The organism is Pontibacter sp. FD36 (genome assembly GCF_015686655.1).
GTDB lineage: Bacteria > Bacteroidota > Bacteroidia > Cytophagales > Hymenobacteraceae > Pontibacter.
On the sequence record NZ_JADPMP010000007.1, the window covers coordinates 205889 to 228740 of the forward strand.

General features: G+C 48.3%; 14 protein-coding genes and 1 pseudogene. 8 read left to right on the forward strand and 7 right to left on the reverse strand.

Annotated features, from left to right (window positions below; all coding sequences use genetic code 11):
* Positions 1–100 precede the first annotated feature (100 nt).
* Positions 101–1495, reverse strand: a complete 1395-nt coding sequence (locus tag I0P70_RS11575) for an MATE family efflux transporter (RefSeq protein ID WP_196117899.1) — start codon at positions 1493–1495, stop codon at positions 101–103.
* 440 nt (positions 1496–1935) lie between these two features.
* Here I0P70_RS11575 and I0P70_RS11580 point away from each other — a divergent pair, with 440 nt between their 5' ends.
* Positions 1936–4488, forward strand: a complete 2553-nt coding sequence (locus I0P70_RS11580) for a PAS domain-containing sensor histidine kinase (RefSeq protein ID WP_196117901.1) — start codon at positions 1936–1938, stop codon at positions 4486–4488.
* Positions 4489–4506: 18 nt separating this feature from the next.
* On the opposite strand, the gene I0P70_RS11585 is transcribed toward I0P70_RS11580, so the two are convergent.
* Positions 4507–5661, reverse strand: a complete 1155-nt coding sequence (locus I0P70_RS11585; protein WP_230392140.1) for a serine hydrolase — start codon at positions 5659–5661, stop codon at positions 4507–4509.
* A gap of 143 nt (positions 5662–5804) precedes the next feature.
* Here I0P70_RS11585 and I0P70_RS11590 point away from each other — a divergent pair, with 143 nt between their 5' ends.
* The 3 genes from I0P70_RS11590 to I0P70_RS11600 all read left to right on the forward strand — a co-directional run bounded on the left by I0P70_RS11590 (position 5805) and on the right by I0P70_RS11600 (position 10861).
* On the forward strand, positions 5805–6776 hold the full coding sequence (locus I0P70_RS11590) for an aldo/keto reductase (RefSeq protein ID WP_196117903.1): 972 nt from the start codon (positions 5805–5807) through the stop codon (positions 6774–6776).
* Between the two features lie 433 nt (positions 6777–7209).
* On the forward strand, positions 7210–9765 hold the full coding sequence (locus I0P70_RS11595) for a family 20 glycosylhydrolase (protein WP_196117905.1): 2556 nt from the start codon (positions 7210–7212) through the stop codon (positions 9763–9765).
* Positions 9766–9961: 196 nt separating this feature from the next.
* Complete coding sequence (locus I0P70_RS11600) at positions 9962–10861, forward strand: neutral zinc metallopeptidase (RefSeq protein ID WP_196117907.1); 900 nt, start codon at positions 9962–9964, stop codon at positions 10859–10861.
* 101 nt (positions 10862–10962) lie between these two features.
* Here the strand turns inward: I0P70_RS11600 and I0P70_RS11605 are convergent, their stop codons facing one another.
* The 5 genes from I0P70_RS11605 to I0P70_RS21350 form a co-directional block, all read right to left on the reverse strand.
* Positions 10963–11553, reverse strand: coding sequence for a DUF1989 domain-containing protein (locus I0P70_RS11605; RefSeq protein WP_196117909.1), 591 nt, complete (start codon positions 11551–11553; stop codon positions 10963–10965).
* A gap of 28 nt (positions 11554–11581) precedes the next feature.
* Positions 11582–12292: a guanitoxin biosynthesis heme-dependent pre-guanitoxin N-hydroxylase GntA gene (gene gntA / locus I0P70_RS11610; RefSeq protein ID WP_196117911.1), complete on the reverse strand. Its 711-nt coding sequence runs from the start codon at positions 12290–12292 to the stop codon at positions 11582–11584.
* Between the two features lie 265 nt (positions 12293–12557).
* Positions 12558–13214 carry a hypothetical protein gene (locus I0P70_RS11615; RefSeq protein WP_196117913.1) on the reverse strand — a complete coding sequence of 219 codons (657 nt, stop codon included), beginning with the start codon at positions 13212–13214 and terminating at the stop codon, positions 12558–12560.
* Positions 13215–13259: 45 nt separating this feature from the next.
* On the reverse strand, positions 13260–14546 hold the full coding sequence (locus I0P70_RS11620; RefSeq protein WP_196117915.1) for an McrC family protein: 1287 nt from the start codon (positions 14544–14546) through the stop codon (positions 13260–13262).
* 4 nt (positions 14547–14550) lie between these two features.
* Positions 14551–17340 carry an McrB family protein gene (locus I0P70_RS21350; RefSeq protein ID WP_230392141.1) on the reverse strand — a complete coding sequence of 930 codons (2790 nt, stop codon included), beginning with the start codon at positions 17338–17340 and terminating at the stop codon, positions 14551–14553.
* A gap of 829 nt (positions 17341–18169) precedes the next feature.
* Between I0P70_RS21350 and I0P70_RS11630 the strand changes: the two are divergent.
* The 4 genes and pseudogenes from I0P70_RS11630 to I0P70_RS11645 all read left to right on the forward strand — a co-directional run bounded on the left by I0P70_RS11630 (position 18170) and on the right by I0P70_RS11645 (position 22847).
* Positions 18170–19583: pseudogene (locus I0P70_RS11630) on the forward strand (N-6 DNA methylase).
* The gene (locus tag I0P70_RS11635) at positions 19576–20223 is read left to right on the forward strand and encodes a hypothetical protein (protein ID WP_196117917.1); all 648 of its coding nucleotides are present in this window, start codon (positions 19576–19578) and stop codon (positions 20221–20223) included. Before I0P70_RS11630 ends, I0P70_RS11635 begins: the two are co-directional and overlap by 8 nt.
* Positions 20220–21686 (forward strand): class I SAM-dependent DNA methyltransferase, encoded by a 1467-nt coding sequence (locus I0P70_RS11640; RefSeq protein ID WP_196117918.1) that lies wholly within the window; start codon positions 20220–20222, stop codon positions 21684–21686. Before I0P70_RS11635 ends, I0P70_RS11640 begins: the two co-directional genes overlap by 4 nt.
* Before the next feature lie 3 nt (positions 21687–21689).
* Positions 21690–22847, forward strand: a complete 1158-nt coding sequence (locus I0P70_RS11645; RefSeq protein ID WP_196117920.1) for a restriction endonuclease subunit S — start codon at positions 21690–21692, stop codon at positions 22845–22847.
* Positions 22848–22852 lie beyond the last annotated feature (5 nt).

Here is a 22852-nt window from a genome sequence, read left to right on the forward strand (position 1 = left end):
CTTTGTGACTAACTTCTGTTACTTCCTGCAATAACGGCTAAGCTTTTCAGGAGTTGTATGAAGTGCAATTTGTGTCTGGCTTGATGGTGCCAGGGATGCGCTATACCTGTACTTTCTTCCAGGTGCCGCGGCGGAAGAGCCACCAGCTCACCAGGGCATGGAATGAATGGCAAAAAGCAATGGCGAAGAAAACGCCGGTTGCACCAAATCCCAGGGTGATGGCCAGGAGGTAGGCGAGCGGAATCTCCAGCAGCCAGAGCACCACCACGTTGATGATGGAGGGGGTGCGGGTATCGCCGGCACCGTTGAAGGCCTGTACCATCACCATACCCAAGCCAAAAAAGACATAGCCTAGCGTGATGATGCGGAGTGCTTCTGAGGCCACACTAACCACCTCTTCGTCATGCGCAAAGATGCCCGCGATGGACTCCCCGAAGAGCAGAAAGAATACAGTGACAGCTGCCATGAAAATGACATTATACCGGGCCGTGAGCCAGACAGACAGCTCAGCCCGCATAGCTTTCTTGGCCCCAAGGTTCTGGCCGACCAGGGTGGCAGCCGCAGAGGACAGGCCCCAGGCAGGCAGCAGTGCAAACATAATAATGCGGAAGGCAACGGTATAGCCGGCCAGGGTATTGCTCCCGAACTCAGCTATGATGCGGGTCAGGAAGATCCAGCTGGCGGAGTCGATCAGGTACTGGCCCATACCGCCCGAGGACACTTTGAGGATGCGCCAGATCATGGCCAGGCTGATGACCAGGTTCCGGCGACCGAGCCTGAGCAGGTGCCGCCCATTGAGCAGGTGGTAGAACTGGTAGACCACCCCCACACTACGGCCTATGGTCGTAGCCCAGGCAGCCCCTTCCAGCCCCCAGCCCTCAAAGTTGCCGATACCGAAGATCAGGAGCGGGTCCAGCACGATGTTAATGCCGTTCGCGATCCAGAGGGAGCGCATAGCCAGGTGTGGCAAACCGGCCCCCCGAAAGACACCATTGATCAGAAAAAGCAGGATGATAGCCAGGTTACCGGCAAAAACGATCTGGGCATAGCGCAGGCCGTACTCGATGACGTCAGCCTCGGCACCCAGCAGGGCCAGCAGTTCGGCGGCATACCAGGTGGCCAAAAATCCCATGGCCAGCGCCAGCACCGTGCCTGTCACGAGCAGCTGAAAGGTTACGTTGGCGGCCTCCTGGTAGTTCTTCTCACCGATGCGACGCGAGACCATAGCTGTGGCAGCAATGCTCACGCCCATACCAATCGAGTAGATGATCATCAGCACCGTTTCGCTTAGCCCTACCGTAGCCAGAGCTTTGGATCCCAGTCTGCCCACAAAGAAGATGTCGACCACCGCGAAAAGCGACTCCATCACCATTTCCAGGATCATGGGAACGGCCAGCAGCACGATACTCGTCCGGATACCCAGTGTGGTATAGTCATGCTCCGTGCCTTTTATGGCAGACCAGACAAGTCGCAAAAAGTCTTTGGTGTTTTGCATGGAGGTAGGAGCAGGTATGGGACGCTCCGCAAGTTACGTAGGAAGGTACCATGCAAGTTTAGCCCTACCTCATTTTTCTACCCGCTTTTGCTTTCAGTCTGCTTATGTACTTCAACGAGTTTAATGCTGTGCTGCTGATGGGAAAGGCAGCGCAGCATAAGACAAGCCAAAGTCACAAGTCTGCTGAGCTTTGGGAAGCATGTTGCCAATAATGAATACAAGTTCTTTTTATGGGAAATTTAGTGCAATTAAGGGCGTGAAACCGAACTAATCCACCCGGCTAAGTTGCTAAATTAGTTGTATTTATATATATTGTTTTAACTTTAATCCAATAAAAATTGGTGCAATTGCATATGGCTGAATTTTAGAAAGATAAGGCTTCATGTTATTGTTTACTTCCCACTGGCAGCTGCTAGCTGTTGCTTTATCTATAGAATGTTATGAACGAAGCCGATTTTAATGAAAAACTTGTCAGGTACTCGCATGATCTACTTTGCGTCATTGATTCAAGTGGTGTTTTTATCAAAGTAAGTGAAGCCTGCAAACGAATTCTGGGCTACGATCAGCATGAGATAGAGGGAAAGTCTTTTACCTCCTTTGTACACCCCGAGGATCAGGAAGTCACCGTTCAGGCATCCAGGCAGCTCAAACTCAATTTCAACATTCTCCATTTTGAAAACCGCTACCTGCATCAGGATGGCCACGATGTTCCTCTGCTCTGGACAGCTACGCTTTCTGAGGAGGATGGTCTCATTTACTGCACTGCCACCGATATCTCAGTGGAGTACAATCTTCGCCGGAAAGTGGAGGAGAAGGAAACCTTCTACAGAACGCTCATAGAACATGGTTCTGACATGCTGGCTCTCCTCGATGAGGATGGAAATTTCCTGTTTGCCAATAATGCATTCAAACGCATACTGGGCTACGAAGTGGGGGACCTCCTGTGCGGCAATTCCTGTGGCTACATTCACCCCGATGATCTGCCTGCTGTACGAAGATCCTGGAAGCTGGCGGCTAAGCTCGAGTTGCTGCGGATGCAGGACTTCCGGGTACGTGACGCTACAGGGAACTGGCGCTGGGTAGAGGCCATCGTCAGCAACCAGGTCGGCAATAGTGCCATGGGTAGCTTTGTGGTCAGCTCCCGCGATATCACCGAGCGTAAACACGGCAGACTGCGACTGGAGGAAAGTGAGCAGCGTTACAAAGCCCTGTTTGAAAATAATCCGGACATCGTGCTGTTTGAGAACAGGCTCGGTGTGGTGACAGAGGTGAACCAGGCCTTCCGTGAGACATTTGGCACAGTGGCAGACTCGGTGGTCGGAAGATCACTCACGGAGTTGCTTCCGCCAGACATGGCTGCGGTTAATGCGCGGTCGCTGCAGGAGGCACTGCTGGGCAGCACCCTGCGCTACGACCTGGAGCTTAAACCAAAGGGAGCGCAGACCATGGTCCTGGATACGGTAAAGTTTCCAGTGCCGGCAGGTGACCGGGTGATCGGAGCCCAGACTATCGCTAAAGACATCACCCCGATTGTCCGCTCTTTTGAAACCATCGAGCGGCAAGCCAAAAAACTGAATACTATTTTCGAAAGCATCACGGATGCCTTTTTCACCCTGGACAAGGAGTGGCACTTTACGTCTGTGAACAGCGAGTTTGAGCGGATTGTAGGTGCTACAGAGCAGGAAATAGTGGGAACAAAACTACATGAGCATTCTGAGTTTGACACCGAAGGACACTTTTACAGGCAGTACCGCCATGCCATGGAAACCGGTGAGAGTGTGCATTTTGAGGCTTACTCTGAGCGACCGGGTAAGTGGTTGGAGGTAAAGGCATTCCCTTCAGACGAAGGCCTGGCCATTTACTTCTCTGACGTTACTGATAAAGTACTGGCCTTAAAGGAAGTAGAAAAGCTGTCGCTGGTAGCCAGCCAGACAGACAACGGGGTCGTGATCACAGACGCCACCGGACGGACTGAGTGGGTGAATGAAGGCTTTACCCGCATCACAGGCTATACCCTGGATGAAATGCAGGATAAGAAGCCGGGAGAGATAATGCAAGGTCCCGACACCGATCCGGATGCCGTGCAGCAGATCAGGAAGGGACTGCAGGAAGCGTCACACTTCAGCGCCAGACTCATCAACTACCGGAAGTCGGGAGACAGGTTCTGGGTTTCGATGGATATCACTCCAATCCTGGATGATGCCGGTAACGTCACGCGGTTTATCGCTGTGCAGCGGGATATCACACTACAAAAAGAAGCGGAGGCGAACCTGCTGCAACTTTCACAGCACCTTTACCAGCAGAACAAGGACCTGCAGGAGTTTACTTACATCGTATCTCACAATCTGAGGGCACCGGTGGCAAATGCGCTCGGGCTGGTGCACTTGCTTCATGCAACTGATACATCTTCTGGCAATTATGCTGCGATCAGGGCGTACCTGCAAACCAGCATAGAACAGATCGACACGGTGCTGCGTGATGTCAATACCGTGCTTTCGGTAAGGGAGCGGGACGATGTACTGGAGCTGGAGCAGATCAGCCTGGTCTGGCTGTTTGAGCAGGTACGGGAAAAATTTGAAGAAATGCTGCAGCAGATCGGCGCTGAAGTCGTGCTGGAGGTGGACCCGGCTATCAAGGTGCGTGCAGTCAGGACTTATTTGTTCAGCATATACTACGGATTGCTTTCCAATGCCATCAAGTTCCGCTCATTGGACCGGAACTTACAAATCACGCTGTCAGCTGAGAAAACCCCAACCGGCGAGCTGGAGCTTACATTTGCTGATAACGGCCAGGGCTTTGACACCCGCAAAGCAGCTGACAAAGTGTTTAAGCTTTATGAACGATTCCACAAGAATATCAAGGGTCGCGGAGTTGGTTTGTTCCTGCTCAAAGCGCATACGGAGGCTATGGGCTGGAAGGTAACTGTGGAAAGCCAGGTGCAGGTGGGCACTACTTTCCGGTTCATCATTCCGGCTGAAGCACTGCTTTCATAAGGCTGCTTTAAAAGCCCATTACTTAATGAAATTATTGTACAGGCTATTGAGTACTTCAGCAAGCGCCAGGTTATACTCATTCACTTCAGGGGCGCTGGTTCCGTTGGTGATCACCACAAAGCCAAACTGCTCTTTTGGCTGAAAGAACATGGCGCTGTAGAGTCCGTAGGCATTGCCGGTGTGCCCCACCATGGCCTGGCCGGGTATCAGCTTGCTTTCTGTTTTCAGCGCCAGTCCGTAGCCGTTGTCGGCAATCTTCGCCTGCATTTGTCTGGCACTCTTCTTAGAGATGATCCGGGTACCCTTGTAACTGCCTTGGTTCATATGCATGGTCATATACCTGGCCAGGTCGGGAGCCGACATTTTCATGCCACCGGTGGGTGAAAAGATGGGGGTGGTATAGCCCATTCTGTATTTGTTTATTTCCTCCCGACGTGGGGCATAGGCCGACGGAGACGGCGAAAAGCTGTTGGAATCAGACTTGTATTCATAAAGCGTCACAAAGCGGCTGGCGTCCAGGGAGTCTACCTGGTAGCCGCCGTACAGCCCAAGTGGGTTCAGAATGTGCCGCTTCACGTACTGGTCAAATCGCTCGCCGGACAGTTTTTCCAGTATGGTGCCAGCCATGTTGAAACCCAGGTTGCAGTACTCATAGCTTGTGCCAGGTTCATAGTCGTTGTAGCAGGCAGCCCAGTTCGGATTTTTGGCAGGGTCGATGGTGTCAAGGGTAAAGTAACCCTCGCTATCGTTGATGCTGGAGGTATGCGACAGCATCATCCGCAGCGTAATGACCTTGTCCGGGTACTTCGGATTTCGCACTTTAAAACCGACCAGCTTACTCACATCATCATCCAGCGAGAGCTTTCCCGCTTCTACCAATTGCATCAGGGCCGTGACGGTAAAGGACTTGGAGATGGAAGCGATCCTGAAAATGTCATTGTTGGTGAGTGGTGTCTGGCTTTCAACATCCTTCAGGCCAAAGGATTTGGTGTAGATGATTTCCCCCTTTTTTACGACGGCAACCGACAACCCTACCATGTCATGCTGCTGCATGATAGCCTGTATGTCCGATTCGGTTTTTCCATCCTGTGCCTGGCCGGACAGGGTGAAGGCAACAACAGCTAGGGTTGTGAGCGAGGCTTTCTTCCAAAGGTTTTTCAGCATTGTCTTCATGGTGTGTGGCTTTTAAGAAGTCTAAGATAAGCATCTATCCCGGAATATAGTATTTGTCTCATAGAATCAGGAAGAAAGGGTGACAACTCTTGTATATTTACAGCAGTATGAAGGCAGAATTGAGAACTTAGAAATAGCAAGGTATGGAGTACAGAAGATTTGGCCGCACAGGCTGGCAAGTGAGTGAAATAGGATACGGCATGTGGGGTATGGCCGGCTGGACCGGTTCGGATGACCAGCAGTCAGACCGCTCGCTGGACCTGGCCGTGGAGGGCGGCTGCAACTTTTTTGATACAGCCTGGGGCTACGGCAAAGGCAAAAGCGAACAGATACTGGGTCGTCTGCTCAAACGTAATTCCGATAAGCGGCTGTATGTGGCGACCAAGATTCCGCCTAAGAACATGAAGTGGCCGTCGAAAGCATCCTATAAACTGGAAGACTGTTTCCCTGCCGACCACATCATTTCCTATACCGAAAAAAGCCTTCAGAACCTGGGGGTGGAGACGATCGACCTGCAGCAGTTTCATGTCTGGGAAGACAGCTGGGCAGAGCAGGAAGAATGGCAGCGTGCGGTGGAGAAGCTGAAGGCAGACGGCAAAATTCAGCACATGGGTGTGAGTGTAAACCGCTGGGAGCCGGACAATGTGCTCCAGACCCTGCGCACCGGCCACATCAGCAGCGTGCAGGTCATCTACAACATTTTTGACCAAGCGCCCGAAGACGAACTCTTCCCGCTTTGCCGCGAACTAGATATCGCCACTATCGCACGCGTACCCTTCGACGAAGGTACCCTCACCGGCACTTTCACAACAGAGACCACTTTCCCCGCAGACGACTGGCGAAGCAGCTACTTTGTGCCCGAAAATCTGAAAGCCAGTGTGGACCATGCCGACCGACTGAAGCCGCTTATACCTGCCGGTATGACGATGGCGGAGATGGCGCTGCGCTTTATCCTGAGCAACCCGGACGTGAGCACCACCATACCTGGTATGCGCAAAGCCCACCACGTGCAAGCCAACCTGCAGGCCAGCGACGGCAAAGGCTTGCCGGACAATTTGCTGGAGCAGCTCCAATCACACCGCTGGGACCGGAAACCTACGGAGTGGTCGCAGTAGGGGTAGAAGGACAAATTTTACTTGTGTTTTTTGTCATCCTGTAAGGATCTTGGTTAGAGGGGTGATAAGCCTATGCCACTTGCGACCAAGATCCTTAAGTGTGACAAGACAGAAGGTATAGAACAGTCTTTTCATCAAGTTAGCGGGGTTAAATTCAAAGAATAAAGACTAGAAAATTATTGTCATTCTGTTAAGAAGCTTGGTTAGAGGGGCGATAAGCCTATGCTATCCTCTACCAGGATCCTTACAGAATGACAAAAAGTGTAGAAGAAAATCACACTGTATTAAAGAAGCCCGACTGCATAGATAGGCAAGAGGGTAAAATCAGTGTCTTCACATTAATCTTACCCTCTTGCCCCTGCCAAAGGCTGAAGTTCTACACATTTTGTACTATATTTCAGCTTAGATCGACACGCCTGATTTTTTAGTGAATATGAAAAAGTACCTGGCAGCAGTTATATGCGCCTTCTTTGCCCTTTTGTATGTGACTTCATTTGCGCAGGAAGTCAAGAGCCAATTTGACCCGAAGAAGCTTCAGCTAAGCTATGAAGTAACAGACGGAAAGTACCAGGACAAGCCACAGACGCTGGCCGTCCTCACCCTCACCAATACCGGAAATGCCCCTTTGCCTGCAAACGGCTGGACCCTGTATTTCCATTCTTTTCCTGCCCTCAAACCCAAGGAAGAAAATGCTCCTGTCAAGGTAGAGCATGTGAATGGCGACCTGCGTTACCTGGTACCGACGGCCGCTTTTAAAGAGCTGGCGCCGGGGGCTTCGCAGCACATCGAATTGGTTTCGGGTGGACAAGTCGTGAACGACTCCAGGACTCCGCATGGCTTTTACCTGGTTTGGGATCATGACAAGTCGAAGGGCTATGCCACGGCACCGATCAGCGCCAAAAAGCCCGACCAGCCTTGGGTAAACTGGCTGCAGGTGAAAGACGTCTATGCACAGAACAAGGTGATTAGCGACATCCCGGAAGAAAAGCTGACCAAGGTATTTCCGACACCGGCTGTCTACCACGAAACCGGCCAGCCTTTTATCATGACCACTACAGTGCCTATCGTAACAGATGCTGCTTTCTTGCAGGAGGCTGACTTGCTGGCAGACCACTTCGGGACTGTTTTCGGCAAGAAGCCGGTGATCAGCATGCTGGGTACGGGCAAGGCGGTCCGGCTGCAGCAGAAGAAAGGGCTGGGACCGGAAGCCTACGAACTGCGGGTGAGTCCGCAGGAAGTGGTGATCTCCGCGACCACACCGGCTGGTGCTTTCTACGGAATTCAATCACTGAAGACGCTGATACCGGCGGCGGCACTGACTAAAAACCAGAATGCTGTTTCATTGCCTGGTGTGCGTGTGTCGGATGCACCGCGATTCGGGCACCGGGCCTTTATGATGGATGTGTCCCGCAACTTTCAGTCGAAGGAACAGGTGCTGAAGGTGCTCGACCTGATGGCGCTCTACAAGCTGAATGTGCTGCACTTTCACTTGAATGATGACGAAGGCTGGCGCCTGGAAATTCCCGGTTTGCCGGAACTGACCGAAGTGGGCGGCAGACGCGGACATACCCTGGACGAAAAGAATCATCTGCAGCCATCGCTGGGCTCCGGTCCGGATGCAAATAAAACAAGCGGCAGCGGGCACTATACCAAAGCCGACTTTATCCAGATTCTGAAGTATGCCACTGCCCGCCACATCAAGGTGATTCCTGAAATAGAAACACCGGGGCATGCCCGGGCCGCGATTAAATCGATGGACGCCCGCTATGCCCGCCTGATGCAGGAGGGCAAACCCGAGGAAGCGAAACGCTACCTGCTCCGCGACCTGGAAGACCAGTCGGTGTACCGCTCGGTGCAGAACTGGAACGATAACGTGATCAATGTGGCGCTGCCTTCTACCTATACCTTCCTCGAAAAAGTGGTGGACGAGATCCTGGCCATGTACCAGGAAGCCGGCGCCCCAATCCAGACCATTCACATGGGTGGCGACGAAGTGCCCAATGGCGTATGGGAAAAGTCTCCTGCCGTAAAGGCTTTCATGGCGGCCAATCCGGATGTGAAAGGCAAATATGATCTGTGGGACTACTACTTCGGCAAAGTAAACGGCATGCTGAATGCCCGTAAGCTATACCTGTCGGGTTGGGAAGAAATCGGTTTGACAAGGGTGCTGCAGAACGGAAAGAACGTGTATGTGCCCAACCAGGATTTCAAGCGTAAGAACTTTCATGTGGATGTCTGGAACAACCTGTGGGGCGCTGAGGATCTGGCCTACCGCATGGCGAATGCCGGTTATAAAGTCGTGCTCACCAATGCCTCTAACCTATACCTGGACCTGACTTACCAGAAAGCCTACGAAGAGCCCGGCTTGTACTGGGCCGGCTACCTCGATCTGGACAAGCCATTCTACTTCATCCCCTTTGACTACATGAAGAACCAGAAGGTGGACACCAATAACGATCCGATCAACCCTGCGGTAGTCTTCAAAGGAAAAGAACGACTGACTGCCATTGGCCGGTCGAATATTGTGGGGCTGCAGGCGCCGCTTTGGTCGGAGATGATCAAAACCCCGGAACGACTGGAGTACATGCTGCTGCCAAAACTGCTAGGCCTGGCCGAGAGAGCCTGGGCACCTGATCCCACCTGGGCCACCGAGCCGGATGCTGCCAAAGCCGAAGCAGCCTACAACCAGGCATGGTCAGCTTTTGTGAATGTGCTGGGCAAGCGGGAGCTTCCGCGTTTGAGCCACTATGCCGGCGGCTTCCAGTACCGTATACCTACGGCCGGAGCAGTGGTCGAAAACGGGAAAGTACTGGCCAATGTGCAGCTGCCTGGCTTCACCATCCGCTATACCACCGACGGCTCGGAGCCAAGCGAAAAGAGTCCGGTATACAACGGCCCGATCAGCGAAAAAGGGGAGATCAAACTCAAAGTGTTTTCACCAGCTGGAAGATCTGGCCGCGTAGTGACGGTGGTGAACAAGGTGAGCTGATTGTATAGCCTTTTTTGCTAATAGAGAAGATCGCTTAAAAGGTCTGTCAGGTATACCTGGCAGACCTTTTTTTGTGGGCGTACATCCAAGAGCAGCTGCCCTCCGTTTAACTGCTTTCATATAGGTATACATTTTCATTGTAAAGGCTGAAAATGTGCTTCACCTGGAATTATTCACTTTATGAAAAACAGATACTATGAAATGGCAAGGCAGAAGAAAAAGCACCAATGTAGAAGACCGTAGAGGTCAGTCAGGAGGTGGCTTTGGGGGTGGCCGGGGCATCAGTCCGATGCTGCTGATCCCTTTGTTCAGGCTCCTGTTTTCGAAAGCGGGGCTGGTGATTGTAGCAGTCGTAGCACTGATCCTTTTTCTGACAGGCACAAACCCGCTCACGCTCCTGCAGCAGTTTGTGGGGGGTGAGCCGCAGTACGCCCAGACAAGCGACTACCAGCCAGGCCCGGAAGAGCAGGAGCTGGCCGAACAAACAAAAGTTGTGTTGGCAGATACCGAAGATGTCTGGAACAACATTGTGCAAGGGTATAGAGAGCCTACGCTGGTGCTGTTTTCGGGGCAGGTAAACTCAGCTTGCGGTACAGCTTCCTCTGCTTCAGGGCCGTTTTACTGCCCCGGTGATGAAAAACTGTACATCGATTTAAGTTTTTTCAGTGAAATGGAGCGGAAATTGGGTGCTGGCGGTGACTTTGCACAGGCCTATGTAGTGGGCCATGAAGTAGGGCACCATGTTCAGAAACTCACGGGCGTGATGGACAAAGTGAACGCCATGCGGGGTCAACTTTCTCAGACCGAATTTAACCAACTCATGGTCCGGGTAGAGCTGCAGGCTGATTTCTATGCCGGGGTATGGGCACATCATACCCAACGCTCCACAGGCTTTCTGGAGCCCGGCGACCTAGAAGAAGCCCTGAACGCAGCCAGCGCCATTGGCGATGACCGCCTTCAGAAGCAGGCCACCGGCCGGGTGGTACCCGACTCCTTCACGCACGGCACTTCCGCTCAAAGAGTCCGCTGGTTCAGGAAAGGCTTCGAGACAGGGGATGTGCGACAAGGCGATACCTTCAACGCGGCAGAGTTGTAGCAGGACATTTAGAATACAGTGGCAAAACAGAAAAGCCTCTCCGGGAATGGAGAGGCTTTTCTGTTGATCGTTTAAGCAGGTGATCTACCTGTTCTGACGCACTAGTTTTGCGCCTTGATGATCTCGTACTGGATGGGTTTGAAACTGTAGTTATTGGACTGCTCAGCGGAACAGGCGGTCAGGCCGACGATCAAATCCATTTTGGCTTCCAGCAACACATAATCACCCGCCTTGCTCGTAGGAGGGGCGACTGTCAACTTACCGTCTGCTGCAAACTGCACATTCATAAATATGTTAAAGGCCGTTGGCACATCATCGGGCTCCAGCCCAAACTGAGCCAGGTTGGTGTAGAGGTTCTCGAAACAGCTGGGGTGGTACTCCGGGTTCTGGTACATGATCTGAAACGTTTCAGGGCTGCAAGGGGCCAGCAGAAAATCATTGCGGCCGTTCGTGTCTTCGAGTATTTCCATCATTTTCCGACTTCGGTTACTCCACAGGTGGTGCCCCTTTGTGATCAGAATGGTTTCCTCAAAGTCCAGTGTTTTCCCCGATGACAGTTTCTCGCGCTTGTCCTCAGCGTTGAAGAGCACCATGTCGCTCACCTGCTCCCCCTGCGGGTCGATCACTTTCAGTTTGTCTCCTTTGTTTAGTTTAAAGGCAGCGCCAGTTTGTTTGGCAATCGTTTCTATCATGTTGTTCGTCTTTTGTTAGGTCACGTCCTTATAATTTACCCGCCAGGAAAGGGCACTTCCAGCTATCATCCACCTGGCGGCCACTGTACTGCGGTGCTTCCAGTCCTTCGCCAAAGTCATTCAGCATCGGGTTGATACTTCCGTCGTAGGCAGCATCCCGGTCGCGGATCACCTTTTTCATGTTTTCATACACGCCTTTGTCACGTAGCTGCTCAAACTGCCGGTGCAGGTTAAAAGCCAGGGCAGTGTAGCCCAGTGCCCTGGCTTTGCGGCTGGCGTTGGGGTGCAGGCCCACCACAAAAAAAGCGGTGCCATTGTAGCTGAAGCTGAAATTCGTATCCGTTGGGTTGCTGCTCACCTCAGGGTCCCAGGGAGCGGGACTGTCGTCGCTGTCGTGCAGGCGCTGCAGCTGTGCCCATAGGTTATTTTCAAATGCAAGCTCGTCAGCAGGTTCCTCTTCCCTGAAAAAGGCGACCATGGTCATGTACTCGCTTTCGGTTGCCAGGGTCTCGGCTATGTACTGTTTCAGGTCATGGCCTAACTGCCTGGTGGTTTCGTCTGTGGCCATCCGGTCATACACCCCAATGCGGAGCTGTTTTGAGTTCAGGGCGGCCTTGGCACCTACGCAAGGGTATTCCGTTTCGCCTACTTTATCAGAAATGCTACTGTATATGTCTTGGAGTGGTGCGCTATCGGTGGTTTCCAGGTCTTCTGGTGTATAATATGTTTTGGTAAGCATGTGTATCAAATAAAAGTGATAAAAAGAGACAACTCCATTTGCAGGAGTATAAGCCTCTAATCCAAACAGCTATAGCGGCTGGAGGTTTGGGAAAAGCCTGATTATAAGGTAATAAAGCCGTTTCCAGCCCGTATGAGCACCCGCAGCCTCCATTCTGAGCGTAAGCTGCATTGGCATCATCCCGACAGGTACGATAGGTGTTTATACTCCGATGGGCTTAAAAGGGTGCTATTTTGGAGGCTTAAATTTGGGGGAGGGGGTGGGTTTAGTGCTTCAGATAACAAACGCTATACCTGCTGCAGATCGTAAAGTCGCCTGTCTCAAAGCCAGCGGCCAGGGCAGCTTCCTGCACCTGTTGGCTATACCTGTCCGGGCAGCTGACATGCAGGTTTCCGTCGTCGCATAAATTTAAAGCGATAGGAATCTCTCCATCGGCAGCGACCAGAAAAATAACGGGTACATCCCACTTCCTCGCATGGAAGAAGAGGGGCAGCAGCCGGGGCAGATCACTTGTGTCGAGCAGGAAATTGTAGTCTTCGCTGTGCCTGCCAACCATTCGCCTGAACAGGTTCTTTTTCCTGAAATTTTCGAAGGGAAATTCATTCAGATCCGAGCGCAGGAAGTCCATCAGGTATAGCTGCGCCACACCGAGTGAGTTGAAGAAATGTTGCAGCCGCAGCGGCAATTGTGTCACGTAGTCCGGCCGTTCAGCAGCTTCGTAGGCCATCACCAGATCCGACACAATGGGCGCGTCATCCGGCTGCAAAGCTTCCCGGTGATCATAGTACTGGCGGAGCACCTTCGCTTCTTCCGGTATAGTCGCATCAAACATAGCGGCATAGCAGCGCTGATAAGAGGCGATCAGGTTGTCGGCAAAAGGTGAGGAGCGAAAGATGCTGGCGCGGCGGATGGGTTGGATCATGGAGCAGGTATTGAGAATTGCTATACCATAAAAGGTAGGTATAATTTAAATAATGTCCGGGCTTGATTCGACTAAACCCATCCAATCCAAGATTTCATTATAGATCGACTTTTGCCAGGTATCGATACTGTTCTTCACGGTCAGTGTAATCACGCTGCACTCCATTTCGGTTTCCTTCCCAGTATTGGTGCAAAGGTATTTTCCACTTTTTGAAAATTGACTGGAAGCAGGATAAATCAGCGCTACTTTTTTAGCATGGTAATACTGGTGGTACACATAGAGTTGCCGCAGGTCGTCGGGAGATGGGTTATAGCCATTCAGATTTTTCCATTTGGTATCCAGCACAACACAATCGGCTCTATCCTTGTTAATGACAATGTCGGGTTTGATCTTGCTGCGGTTTCCGTTTTCTGGTTTCCAAAAGAATTTGTGTACCTGATCCTGAATGCTGATGTCAGCATTTTCTCTTCTTAGACCTTTGCGTAAACTGATGTACACAAAACGCTCCCAAAGCATGTTCATATCAAACATGAGCGCTAGAACGTGATTTTTTCCTTTGCTCAGGTCAGGGTGATAGTTCAGCAAAAGCAGCCGTGCTATTTCGATCGCTTTACCATAGCTTTCAGTTTTTCGATTCAGCACTATTTTCTCAAAGGTCGCTTCTGTGACCTTCAGATCCGGTTGTTCAGGGAAGTTGAGCAACATTGAACCGATCTTGCTATGCAGTGCGGTATTGGTATTAATCCGCTTCAGCAATAAAAGAGTTTTGTAAAGGATTTGATGCATCTGGTGCTGTGCATCATAGGTTGTATGTCGCACAAAGAAACGCTCCTGGTGCACCAGATTTTTTTGGATATGCTGCGCAAACTGTATGCTCCCTTTCAGAGCAGTCGTGTTACTGTCTACTTTGCGGTACTTCTTCACCAAACCACGATGCAGCAGGTATTCAACTTCCTGCAAAAATAGGGCGAAGTATAAGTCCAGAATAGAGTTAGACTTCAGACTAAGTTGGCTTGTGCTAGGTGCCTGTATTTCAAATAGGCCAACAGCCTGTAGCATGCCAATGAGCATTTGTTGCCACCGGTCTTTATCGTCGTTTTTGTCAGCCTTAGGCAGTACTTCGATTGTCAGGTTGCCAACCTGTAACACACCCACATATTCAGTGAACTTTACCCCTTTATGAATCAGGGTATAATAGGGGAGACCTGCTTCACCGTGAAGAGTCTGCAGCGCCTGCAGTTGCGTGTCGGTGAGGCGTGTCTGCCTTTCCCCCTTATGTACAAATAGGCAGCCATGCTCAAATACTCTGATAGGATTGTCCTGTTCAAGCATGGCTCTATTTCATTAACATATCTAGTGCAACTTTAAACTCGTTGTCTGTCAACCGTTTTGAGCCGATCAATTCGGCCAGATGGTATACTGCTTTCTCGGCCAACCCAGCGGAATCGTATTTATCAAATGAGGCAAAAATGTCACCTTCTTCATCATCTATACCCTGGAAGAAGCCCTCGCCTAGCACAAGACCAATCTTGCCATAGTCACCATAGAAATATTCCTGCAGCAATGGAATAATTTTGTTTTGGAAAGCGGCGCGCAGATCTTCTTTGTTCTCAACACAAAGGAAATAGCTGTGACCGATTAGGTTGTCCTTGCCCAACAGTTTCTCTATGCGGCGATTGATTTTCTTTAAGATGTCGGCAAGTTTATGGCCTTCCACTTCCTTCTGAAGCCCATCGAGATCATACTTTGGCGGCATTTCCACGAAGCTGAAGCGGCGGCGTAGGGCGGTGTCGAGCGCTTCTACGCTACGGTCAGCGGTGTTCATGGTGCCGATGATGTAGAGGTTGGCAGGTACGCCGAATTTTTCTTTGCTGTAGGGGAGGGTGACTTTCAGTTGCTCTTTACCACCCAGACGTTTGTCCTCTTCAATCAAGGTGATAAGCTCACCAAATATCTGCGAGACGTTGCCACGGTTAATTTCGTCGATGATGAGGACGTAATCTTTCCTTTGTGCAGCTTCTGTCTGGATGGATAATTTATACTTTGATTTCAGATGTTCGCTTATGCTAACCGTATATGGTTTCCAATCCCGTATCTTCCCATAGAAGAGATAGTCGCGAATCATTTCCTTTGTAATGACCATTGGGGTTGCTGTATCTGTCTCCGGTCTGGCTACAAAGTTCTTATTTGAATTTACAGTTACCTTGAAAGGCTTATTATGTCGGGGAGTGCGCAGTAGTAGGGAGTCCTCCGCTTGAATATCCTCTGCAAATTGTTCGTATACTTCATCAAAGTTGTCTGAGCCTTGCTTTGTGGTAGCTTTATCACAGATCTTCTTGAAGATACCAGGCTCAATCTTATAGGTAATTATAGTGTTCCCTTCCTTGTCAAAGGCTTCCTGTGGTTTTATACCTTCAATGAAATCTTCATAACTCATGCTCTGATGAAAGGTAGTGAACATGATTTGACCCTCATCTGATTTTTTCTCAAATAGCTTCTTCAGCAATGACCTGCCCATACCTTCTGTAGTTTCTCCGAGAATTTCAAGAGCCTTATTGATGGTGTTGTATGTTTTACCAGTACCGGGAGGTCCGTATAGAATCTGATTCAATGGAGCTGCTGCCATAAAAAGATTATTTTCTTGCTTAATAGTGTTTGGTTCAGGATTGCTTAATACCATATTTTCACTTGTATCAGCAATTAATTTCACCATAAAGTAGGGCTCGAAAAGTAGTTTATTTGCTTCTTCAAGTTCGGCTTTATCAATAGTGACGCACGTTGTTCTGCTGTTAGGAGTCCACCATTTTTGCTTTCCTGTATATCTAGATTGATTTTTAGGATAGGAAATTATTTCGAAAGAACGTTCAAGCCAACCCTCATCCCCATAATCGTTAAATTTTGCTGGAAGTGCCTCACTTGTAAATCTAGCTAGGAGATTGACACCTACACCTCGATTTCCAGATGTTAAATAAAAGTAGTCGCCAATTTTGATTTTGTTTGAAAAGACATTCCCTTGTGTTTCACTGCTTCTTCCAATAGCTTCAGTATCACGATGAACTATGATTTTCCTTTGATCTATGCATTGCCTTATCTCCTGATCATCAAACCATCCCATCGAGATTTTGTAAACAGATGTACTGCCAATTTCAATCTCATCTAATCCCTTATCCAGCATTCTATAAAGAATATCCTGGGCAAGAACCTTATGATTTTTATCTTCAAAGACATCTTCTGATAGTAAATCATTTACCAAATTTAGTAGCTCAGTATCAGGCTCTATGTAATTTAATATGAAATCATCGACAAGTTCCAAATAGTGAGGGTATTTCTCCAAAGGCTTTGACGCTTTTATACCTAATAGCCTACAATACTTTTGATAGAAGGAATCTTTGTAAAAAGCATACTTTTCGGGTTGATGGAAAGATAACATAGTAGCCATTGTTCTTTCATCGTGGTGATGCATTCGCTTAGGATCGGTTTCTAACTCTCTATAAAGTTTCAGCGTTTCAGTATTAAAACTTTTTAGGCGATCAGTTAGAGGAATGCTCTCATCAAACAGAGTTTTGAAACAATTACGATACTGCTCAGGACGATCTTTAGCCAGATGGTGTACCACTCCTAGTCCGACAGGATATATTAAGTTTGAGTAATCAATTCCTTTGATTTCATCATAAAAATTAGGTGAGTCTAAGTTAGGCCTCCCCCCATACTTTTTTAATAATTCCCATTTATACCTCTCGTCCTGTAACTTATTCTCTTTAAGAAACTGTTTGTATTTTTCTATAAGTTCTTTAATAGGGTCGTATGTATTATGAGGTTTCGTTACTTCTTCTCTAACTGAAAGACCGCACTCTTGAGCATAACTTGCTAGCCTTGTGGTAGCTAATTCAATTCTTTCTTCAATGTTATTGAGTTGATCAGAGCCATCTGATGGAATATTGCCTCCCCCGTTTATGAGTTGTTGTGACTGCTGTACATTCTTATTAGATGTGACATCATCTGCCCTCACAAACAAATAACAGTTTTTAACATCCCCTGTAGGATATATTTTAAACTCCCATTCGTTTTCATCAACAAACTTTTGTATACCCTCCCTTATCTTAGCAAGAGCTTCAGTGTTTTTCATATTAGTTAGCTTAGTAGAAAAGATTCAAAATTTATGTATTCGAGTTTAAGATATAATTTTTGCGAATACCTCGGCTTGAAAAGCCACTGATAAATAGCAAATAATACATAGCCTACCTCAAACAAGCCTCCAACGTTTAGTGCTGATGTGACCGCAGTTGTGACAGCACATGCTGGTTATATAGAGGACAACATAACCACCTATTATCACACCTATAATTGCTAGTGCTCTTCCAAGTCAGTTTAAAAAGCTTGCCTTGCGTAGCAGCGCAACTGAAAATGCTTCAGCTATACCGAAAGCATCGTCATCATAATTAGCGGAGGCAAAGGCCTTGGCTGTTCACAGCAATGTTGCCGGTAGCATTGGTAGTGCTTAACTGTATTTCATGCATTGGTAAACTATTGACTAGCACCTGAACTGAGCGAGCTGTTAGCGATTGCACAAGAATAAGAATTTTATTTAATATTCTATATGTTATATGTTTCTTTAGATCGTAAAAGTTGCATCAGCATTATTTTATCTTATTATCCTCTTTGATCAGTACATTATTAATGTATGGATTGAATTTATTAACCTGAATTTTCGTCAGCCATTGCCTGTCAATTACATAGACTTAATATCTTTCCTTCTTTAAAGTTTAAACTTGCTCCAAGTATAGAAATTTAACTATCTTGTTATATCTTGTAAGATTTATTATTTCAATACTTGATTTTCATAAATTTTAAAGCGGAATACAGTGCAGTTAGATTTACAAATTCCCAAAGATAAAATTACCTTATCCCAGCTGGAGCAGTACCTGGCTAAAGCTGCCTGGATACTGAAAGGACCAGTGGGAGCTTCTGACTTTAAGGCTTACATCTTCCCGATGTTGTTCTTTAAGCGAATCTCCGATGTGTATGACGAGGAGTACCAACTGGCATTGGCTGAGTCAGAGGGCGATGAAGAGTATGCTTCTTTGCCGGAGTTTCACCGCTTTGAGATACCGCAAGGCTGCCACTGGCTGGATGTGCGGGAGACGACGGTAAACGTGGGGCTTGCCCTAGAGAAAGCTTTTCGTGGTATAGAGCAGGCGAACCAGGAGTTCTTGTACGGGATCTTTGGTGATGCGCAGTGTAGCAACAAGAACATGCTCTCGGATCACCTACTGATTAACTTAGTGGAGCATTTTTCGCAGTATAACCTGGCCAACTCCAACGTAGACCCAGATATGCTGGGGCAGGCCTACGAATACTTGATCAAGCACTTTGCGGACTTGACCAATAAGAAAGCAGGGGAATTCTATACCCCGCGCTCGGTGGTGCACCTGATGGGGCTGATCATCGACGCGCACGAAGGGGAGAGCATTTACGATCCGGCTTGCGGTACCGGTGGTATGTTGTTGGAGTCTATCAACCACCTGAAGGACAATGGAGAAGACTACAGAACACTAAAGCTGTTCGGACAGGAAAAGAACCTAACGTCTTCTTCGATTGCCCGCATGAACATGTTCCTGCATGGCATCGAAGATTTCCAGATCTCAAGGGGAGACACCTTACGCAATCCCGCCTTTTTTGAAGGTGACCACTTGAAGAATTTTGACTGTGTGATAGCCAACCCTCCTTTCTCATTGAAAGAGTGGGGCGCTGACAACTGGGTGAATGACCCGTTTGGCCGCAACATAGCAGGCGTGCCGCCGGAAGGCAACGGTGACATGGCCTGGGTACAGCACATGATCAAATCCATGAAGCCTAACACGGGCCGTATGGCGGTGGTGCTGCCGCATGGTGCCTTGCAAAGGGGCGGAAGGCAAGATACGTCAAGCATTATTGGAAATGGACCTGCTGGAAGCGGTGATTGGCCTTGCACCAAACATCTTCTACGGCACTGGGCTGGCTGCCTGTATCATGGTTTTCAGAAGCCAGAAGGAAGAGGGCAAGCAAAAGCAGGTGCTGTTTATTGATGCCTCGGAGCAAATGCGTGTAGGCCGTGCGCAGAATTACCTAGAGCCAGCGCATGTGAACCAGATCTTTGCGTGGTACAGCGACTTTAAAGATGTGCAGAACCATGCGAAGGTGGTCACACTGGAAGAAATTGCCGAGAACGGCTATAACTTGAACATTCCGCTTTACATCGAGAAGATGGTTGAGAATAACCTGCCTACAGTAGAAGAAGCACTTACTGATTTGAAAGAGGCTTGGCGAGAATGCCTTGCGGCAGAAGAGAAGTTTAAAAACAAACTTAAGACATTTGGTATCTATGAATAACACCGATTTCATCAATAGAATAGCTGAAGTCTATGTTGATGCGAGAGCACTGGCATACGGAGATTTTCAAAGTCAGATTAAGCGTGGGAAAAGCCACTCAATATCAGGTAAAGCTGAAGACTTATTTGCGCTGTTCTTAGCCAAGAATCTTAACGATCAATCTTTAAAGTACTTTGTAGATAAGCCCATCTCATTCAGGGTAAATGAACAGAGCCGGAAAAAAGCTATACAACCGGATTTGTTCATTATGAATAAATCAGGTGTAGTAACTCACTACTTTGATCTGAAAATGGACTTAGGCTGGCAGAGAGAACTTCAGCCTTACCTAAAGGATAAAAACGAACTTATTCAACAGATTAGAGGCAAAAAAGCCTCTTACAAAAGTGGAGGAGAAAAGCATCAAGTTACCTTTTCAGATAATCTCGTCTATCAAATTATTATTCTAAGCGGCAAGAATATTAATGGAGATGCTTTAGAAAGTCACAAGGTGTTTTGTACTCCTTTTGATACACTAAAACTTTATGTACTTACAAGTGGTGTGCATTTGAATATGTACGGTAATGATAAGCGTGAACATTTAAAGATTCACGATGAAGAGTTCGAGAAATTAATGCAAGACACCCGGAGCTTATTACAATGACACAACAACAATTAGAAAAATACCTTTGGGGAGCCGCCACATACCTGAGAGGACATATAGACGCTGGCGATTACAAGCAGTACATTTTCCCGCTGCTTTTCTTTAAGCGCATTTCGGATGTGTACGACGAGGAGTATGCACTGGCGCTGGAAGAGAGTGACGGCGATTTGGAGTTTGCCGCTTTTGAAGAGAACCACCGTTTCCAGATACCAAAGGGAACGCACTGGAACGATGTGCGGGAAGTAACGGTGAATGTAGGTATGGCGCTGCAAGAAGCCATGCGTGCCATTGAGAAGGCGAACCCGGAAACCTTGTTCGGGATATTTGGCGATGCCAGCTGGACGAATAAAGACCGCCTGAGCGACGAGACGCTGACCAACTTGATAGAGCATTACTCGCAGCAGAAGCTGAATATGCAGAACGTGCCCGACGACCAGCTGGGCAACGGCTACGAATACCTGATCAAGCAGTTTGCCGACGATAGCGGCCACACGGCAGCGGAGTTTTATACCAACCGCACCGTAGTGCGCCTAATGACGCTGATGATGGACCCGCAGCCAGGCGAGAGCGTGTACGACCCCACCTGCGGCTCGGGTGGTTTGCTGCTGAATTGTGCGTTGCAACTGAAAGCCAACGGACAGGAATACCGCTCACTGAAACTGTATGGGCAGGAGATTAACCTGATCACGTCGGCCATTGCCCGCATGAACATGTTTATGCACGGCATTGAGGAGTTCCAGATTGTGCGTGGCGATACGCTTAGCGAGCCAAGCCTGCTGGAAAATGATGAGCTGAAGAAGTTCAACGTGATTCTGGCCAACCCGCCCTACTCCATTAAAGCCTGGGACCGCAAAGCCTTTGAGAGCGACCCATATGGCCGCAACATCTGGGGTACACCGCCGCAGGGTTGTGCCGACTATGCCTTTCAGCAGCACATCCAGAAGAGCCTGGACTTGCAGAATGGCCGCTCCATTTCGCTTTGGCCGCACGGTATACTTTTCCGCGACTCCGAAGCTGCCATGCGCCGAGCTATGATTGAAAGTGATGTAGTGGAGTGTGTGATTGGCCTTGGGCCGAACCTGTTCTACAATTCTCCAATGGAGGCCTGCCTGCTGGTGACGAAGAACAACAAAGCAGAAGAGCAGAAAGGCAAGGTGTTGTTCATTAATGCAGTGAAGGAGGTAAGGCAGGATAAGAACATTGCTTTCCTGGAAGAGCAGCACATCCAGAAGATACTCTATACCTACAAAGCCTACGAAGATGTAGAGGGCTTTAGCAAAGTAGTGGATGTAGAGGAAATACTTCAGAAAGAAGCCAGCCTGAACGTTTCGCTATACCTGAGCAATGTAGAAAGAAGCACAGAGGTGAAAGCGTTGGATGAGGTTGTAGAAGATTGGAAAACAGCTTCCGAAAAGCTGAAACAAAGTATGGAAGATTTATTCTCTGTTTTAGAAGCAAAGTAAGGTATGGAAAGTATAGTTGAGAAACTGCAATTAAAAGACATAGATAAATCGACCTGGAAGAAGTATAGATTCGACCAAATTGCTAAGAACATAAGCGAGCGAGTTGAGCCGACTACAACCGACTTAGAGATTTATGTAGGCCTAGAGCATATTGATTCAGAGTCTATCCATATCAAGCGCTATGGCAAACGTGAAGATGTAAACGGTACCAAGCTGAGGTGCTATCCGGGTGATATAATCTTCGGCAGAAGACGCGCCTACCAGCGTAAAGCTGCCATCGTTGAATTTGATGGTTTCTGTTCCGCACACTCCCTTGTACTAAGGGCCAACCCCGATGTGATAAGCTCGAGTCTCTTCCCATTCTTTCTACACTCCGATACTTTTATGCACCTTGCTGTGGATATATCGGTAGGTTCGTTGTCTCCAACTATCAACTGGGGTGACTTGAAAAAGCAGGAGTTTCTTATTCCGCCTAAAGACCAGCAAGAGCAAATAGCTGAACTGCTTTGGGCTGGGGATGAAATGTTAGAAAATCAGATAAAAATGCATAATAATATATTAACATTGTATGAGAGGACTCTTACTGATTTCTTTGAACAAGCCTCTGAGTTTCCGCTTAAAGTCTTGGGAGATTTAGTGCAAATACGTAGTGGAGATAGCCCATCTATGTTTAATAATATAGAAGAGAGCGAGGGGGTACCTTTTCTTAAGGTTAAAGATTTGAATGAAACAATCAAATTTCAAAACTATGCTAAAGAATGGGTGACAGCGATTCCGAACAAATTAATTCCCAAAGGTAGTGTAATCTTTCCTAAAAGGGGCGAGGCAATTATGACCAATAAAGTTAGAATTGTTGTAAACGACTGTCATGTTGATACAAACACAATGGCGTTATCGGTTAAAGACGTGAGTCAGCTAAATAATGAATTCTTATACTATTTTCTATATTTTAAAAAGTTATACAAAATAGCTGACGTGGCTCAAATCCCTCAGATTAATAACATTCACATTAATCCATATCCGATTAATCTGCCGCCACTCGAAATTCAAGTTGATTTTGTAAATAAGCTAAATCGGGTGTTAGGTATTCTAGAAGTGGTAAAGTCAAACCACTATACTTCCAAGGATTTACAAAAAAGTCTAATCAACAAAATCTTCTAACCCGA

Bases quoted from the DNA above. Each gene is read 5' to 3' on its own strand.
- I0P70_RS11605 (WP_196117909.1), bottom strand. From the start codon at position 11,553: ATGATAGAAACGATTGCCAAACAAACTGGCGCTGCCTTTAAACTAAAC.
- I0P70_RS11635 (WP_196117917.1), top strand. From the start codon at position 19,576: ATGAATAACACCGATTTCATCAATAGAATAGCTGAAGTCTATGTTGAT.
- I0P70_RS11615 (WP_196117913.1), bottom strand. From the start codon at position 13,214: ATGATCCAACCCATCCGCCGCGCCAGCATCTTTCGCTCCTCACCTTTT.
- I0P70_RS11640 (WP_196117918.1), top strand. From the start codon at position 20,220: ATGACACAACAACAATTAGAAAAATACCTTTGGGGAGCCGCCACATAC.
- I0P70_RS21350 (WP_230392141.1), bottom strand. From the start codon at position 17,340: ATGAAAAACACTGAAGCTCTTGCTAAGATAAGGGAGGGTATACAAAAG.
- I0P70_RS11600 (WP_196117907.1), top strand. From the start codon at position 9,962: ATGAAATGGCAAGGCAGAAGAAAAAGCACCAATGTAGAAGACCGTAGA.
- I0P70_RS11595 (WP_196117905.1), top strand. From the start codon at position 7,210: ATGAAAAAGTACCTGGCAGCAGTTATATGCGCCTTCTTTGCCCTTTTG.
- I0P70_RS11585 (WP_230392140.1), bottom strand. From the start codon at position 5,661: ATGAAGACAATGCTGAAAAACCTTTGGAAGAAAGCCTCGCTCACAACC.
- gntA (WP_196117911.1), bottom strand. From the start codon at position 12,292: ATGCTTACCAAAACATATTATACACCAGAAGACCTGGAAACCACCGAT.
- I0P70_RS11575 (WP_196117899.1), bottom strand. From the start codon at position 1,495: ATGCAAAACACCAAAGACTTTTTGCGACTTGTCTGGTCTGCCATAAAA.
- I0P70_RS11645 (WP_196117920.1), top strand. From the start codon at position 21,690: ATGGAAAGTATAGTTGAGAAACTGCAATTAAAAGACATAGATAAATCG.
- I0P70_RS11620 (WP_196117915.1), bottom strand. From the start codon at position 14,546: ATGCTTGAACAGGACAATCCTATCAGAGTATTTGAGCATGGCTGCCTA.
- I0P70_RS11590 (WP_196117903.1), top strand. From the start codon at position 5,805: ATGGAGTACAGAAGATTTGGCCGCACAGGCTGGCAAGTGAGTGAAATA.
- I0P70_RS11580 (WP_196117901.1), top strand. From the start codon at position 1,936: ATGAACGAAGCCGATTTTAATGAAAAACTTGTCAGGTACTCGCATGAT.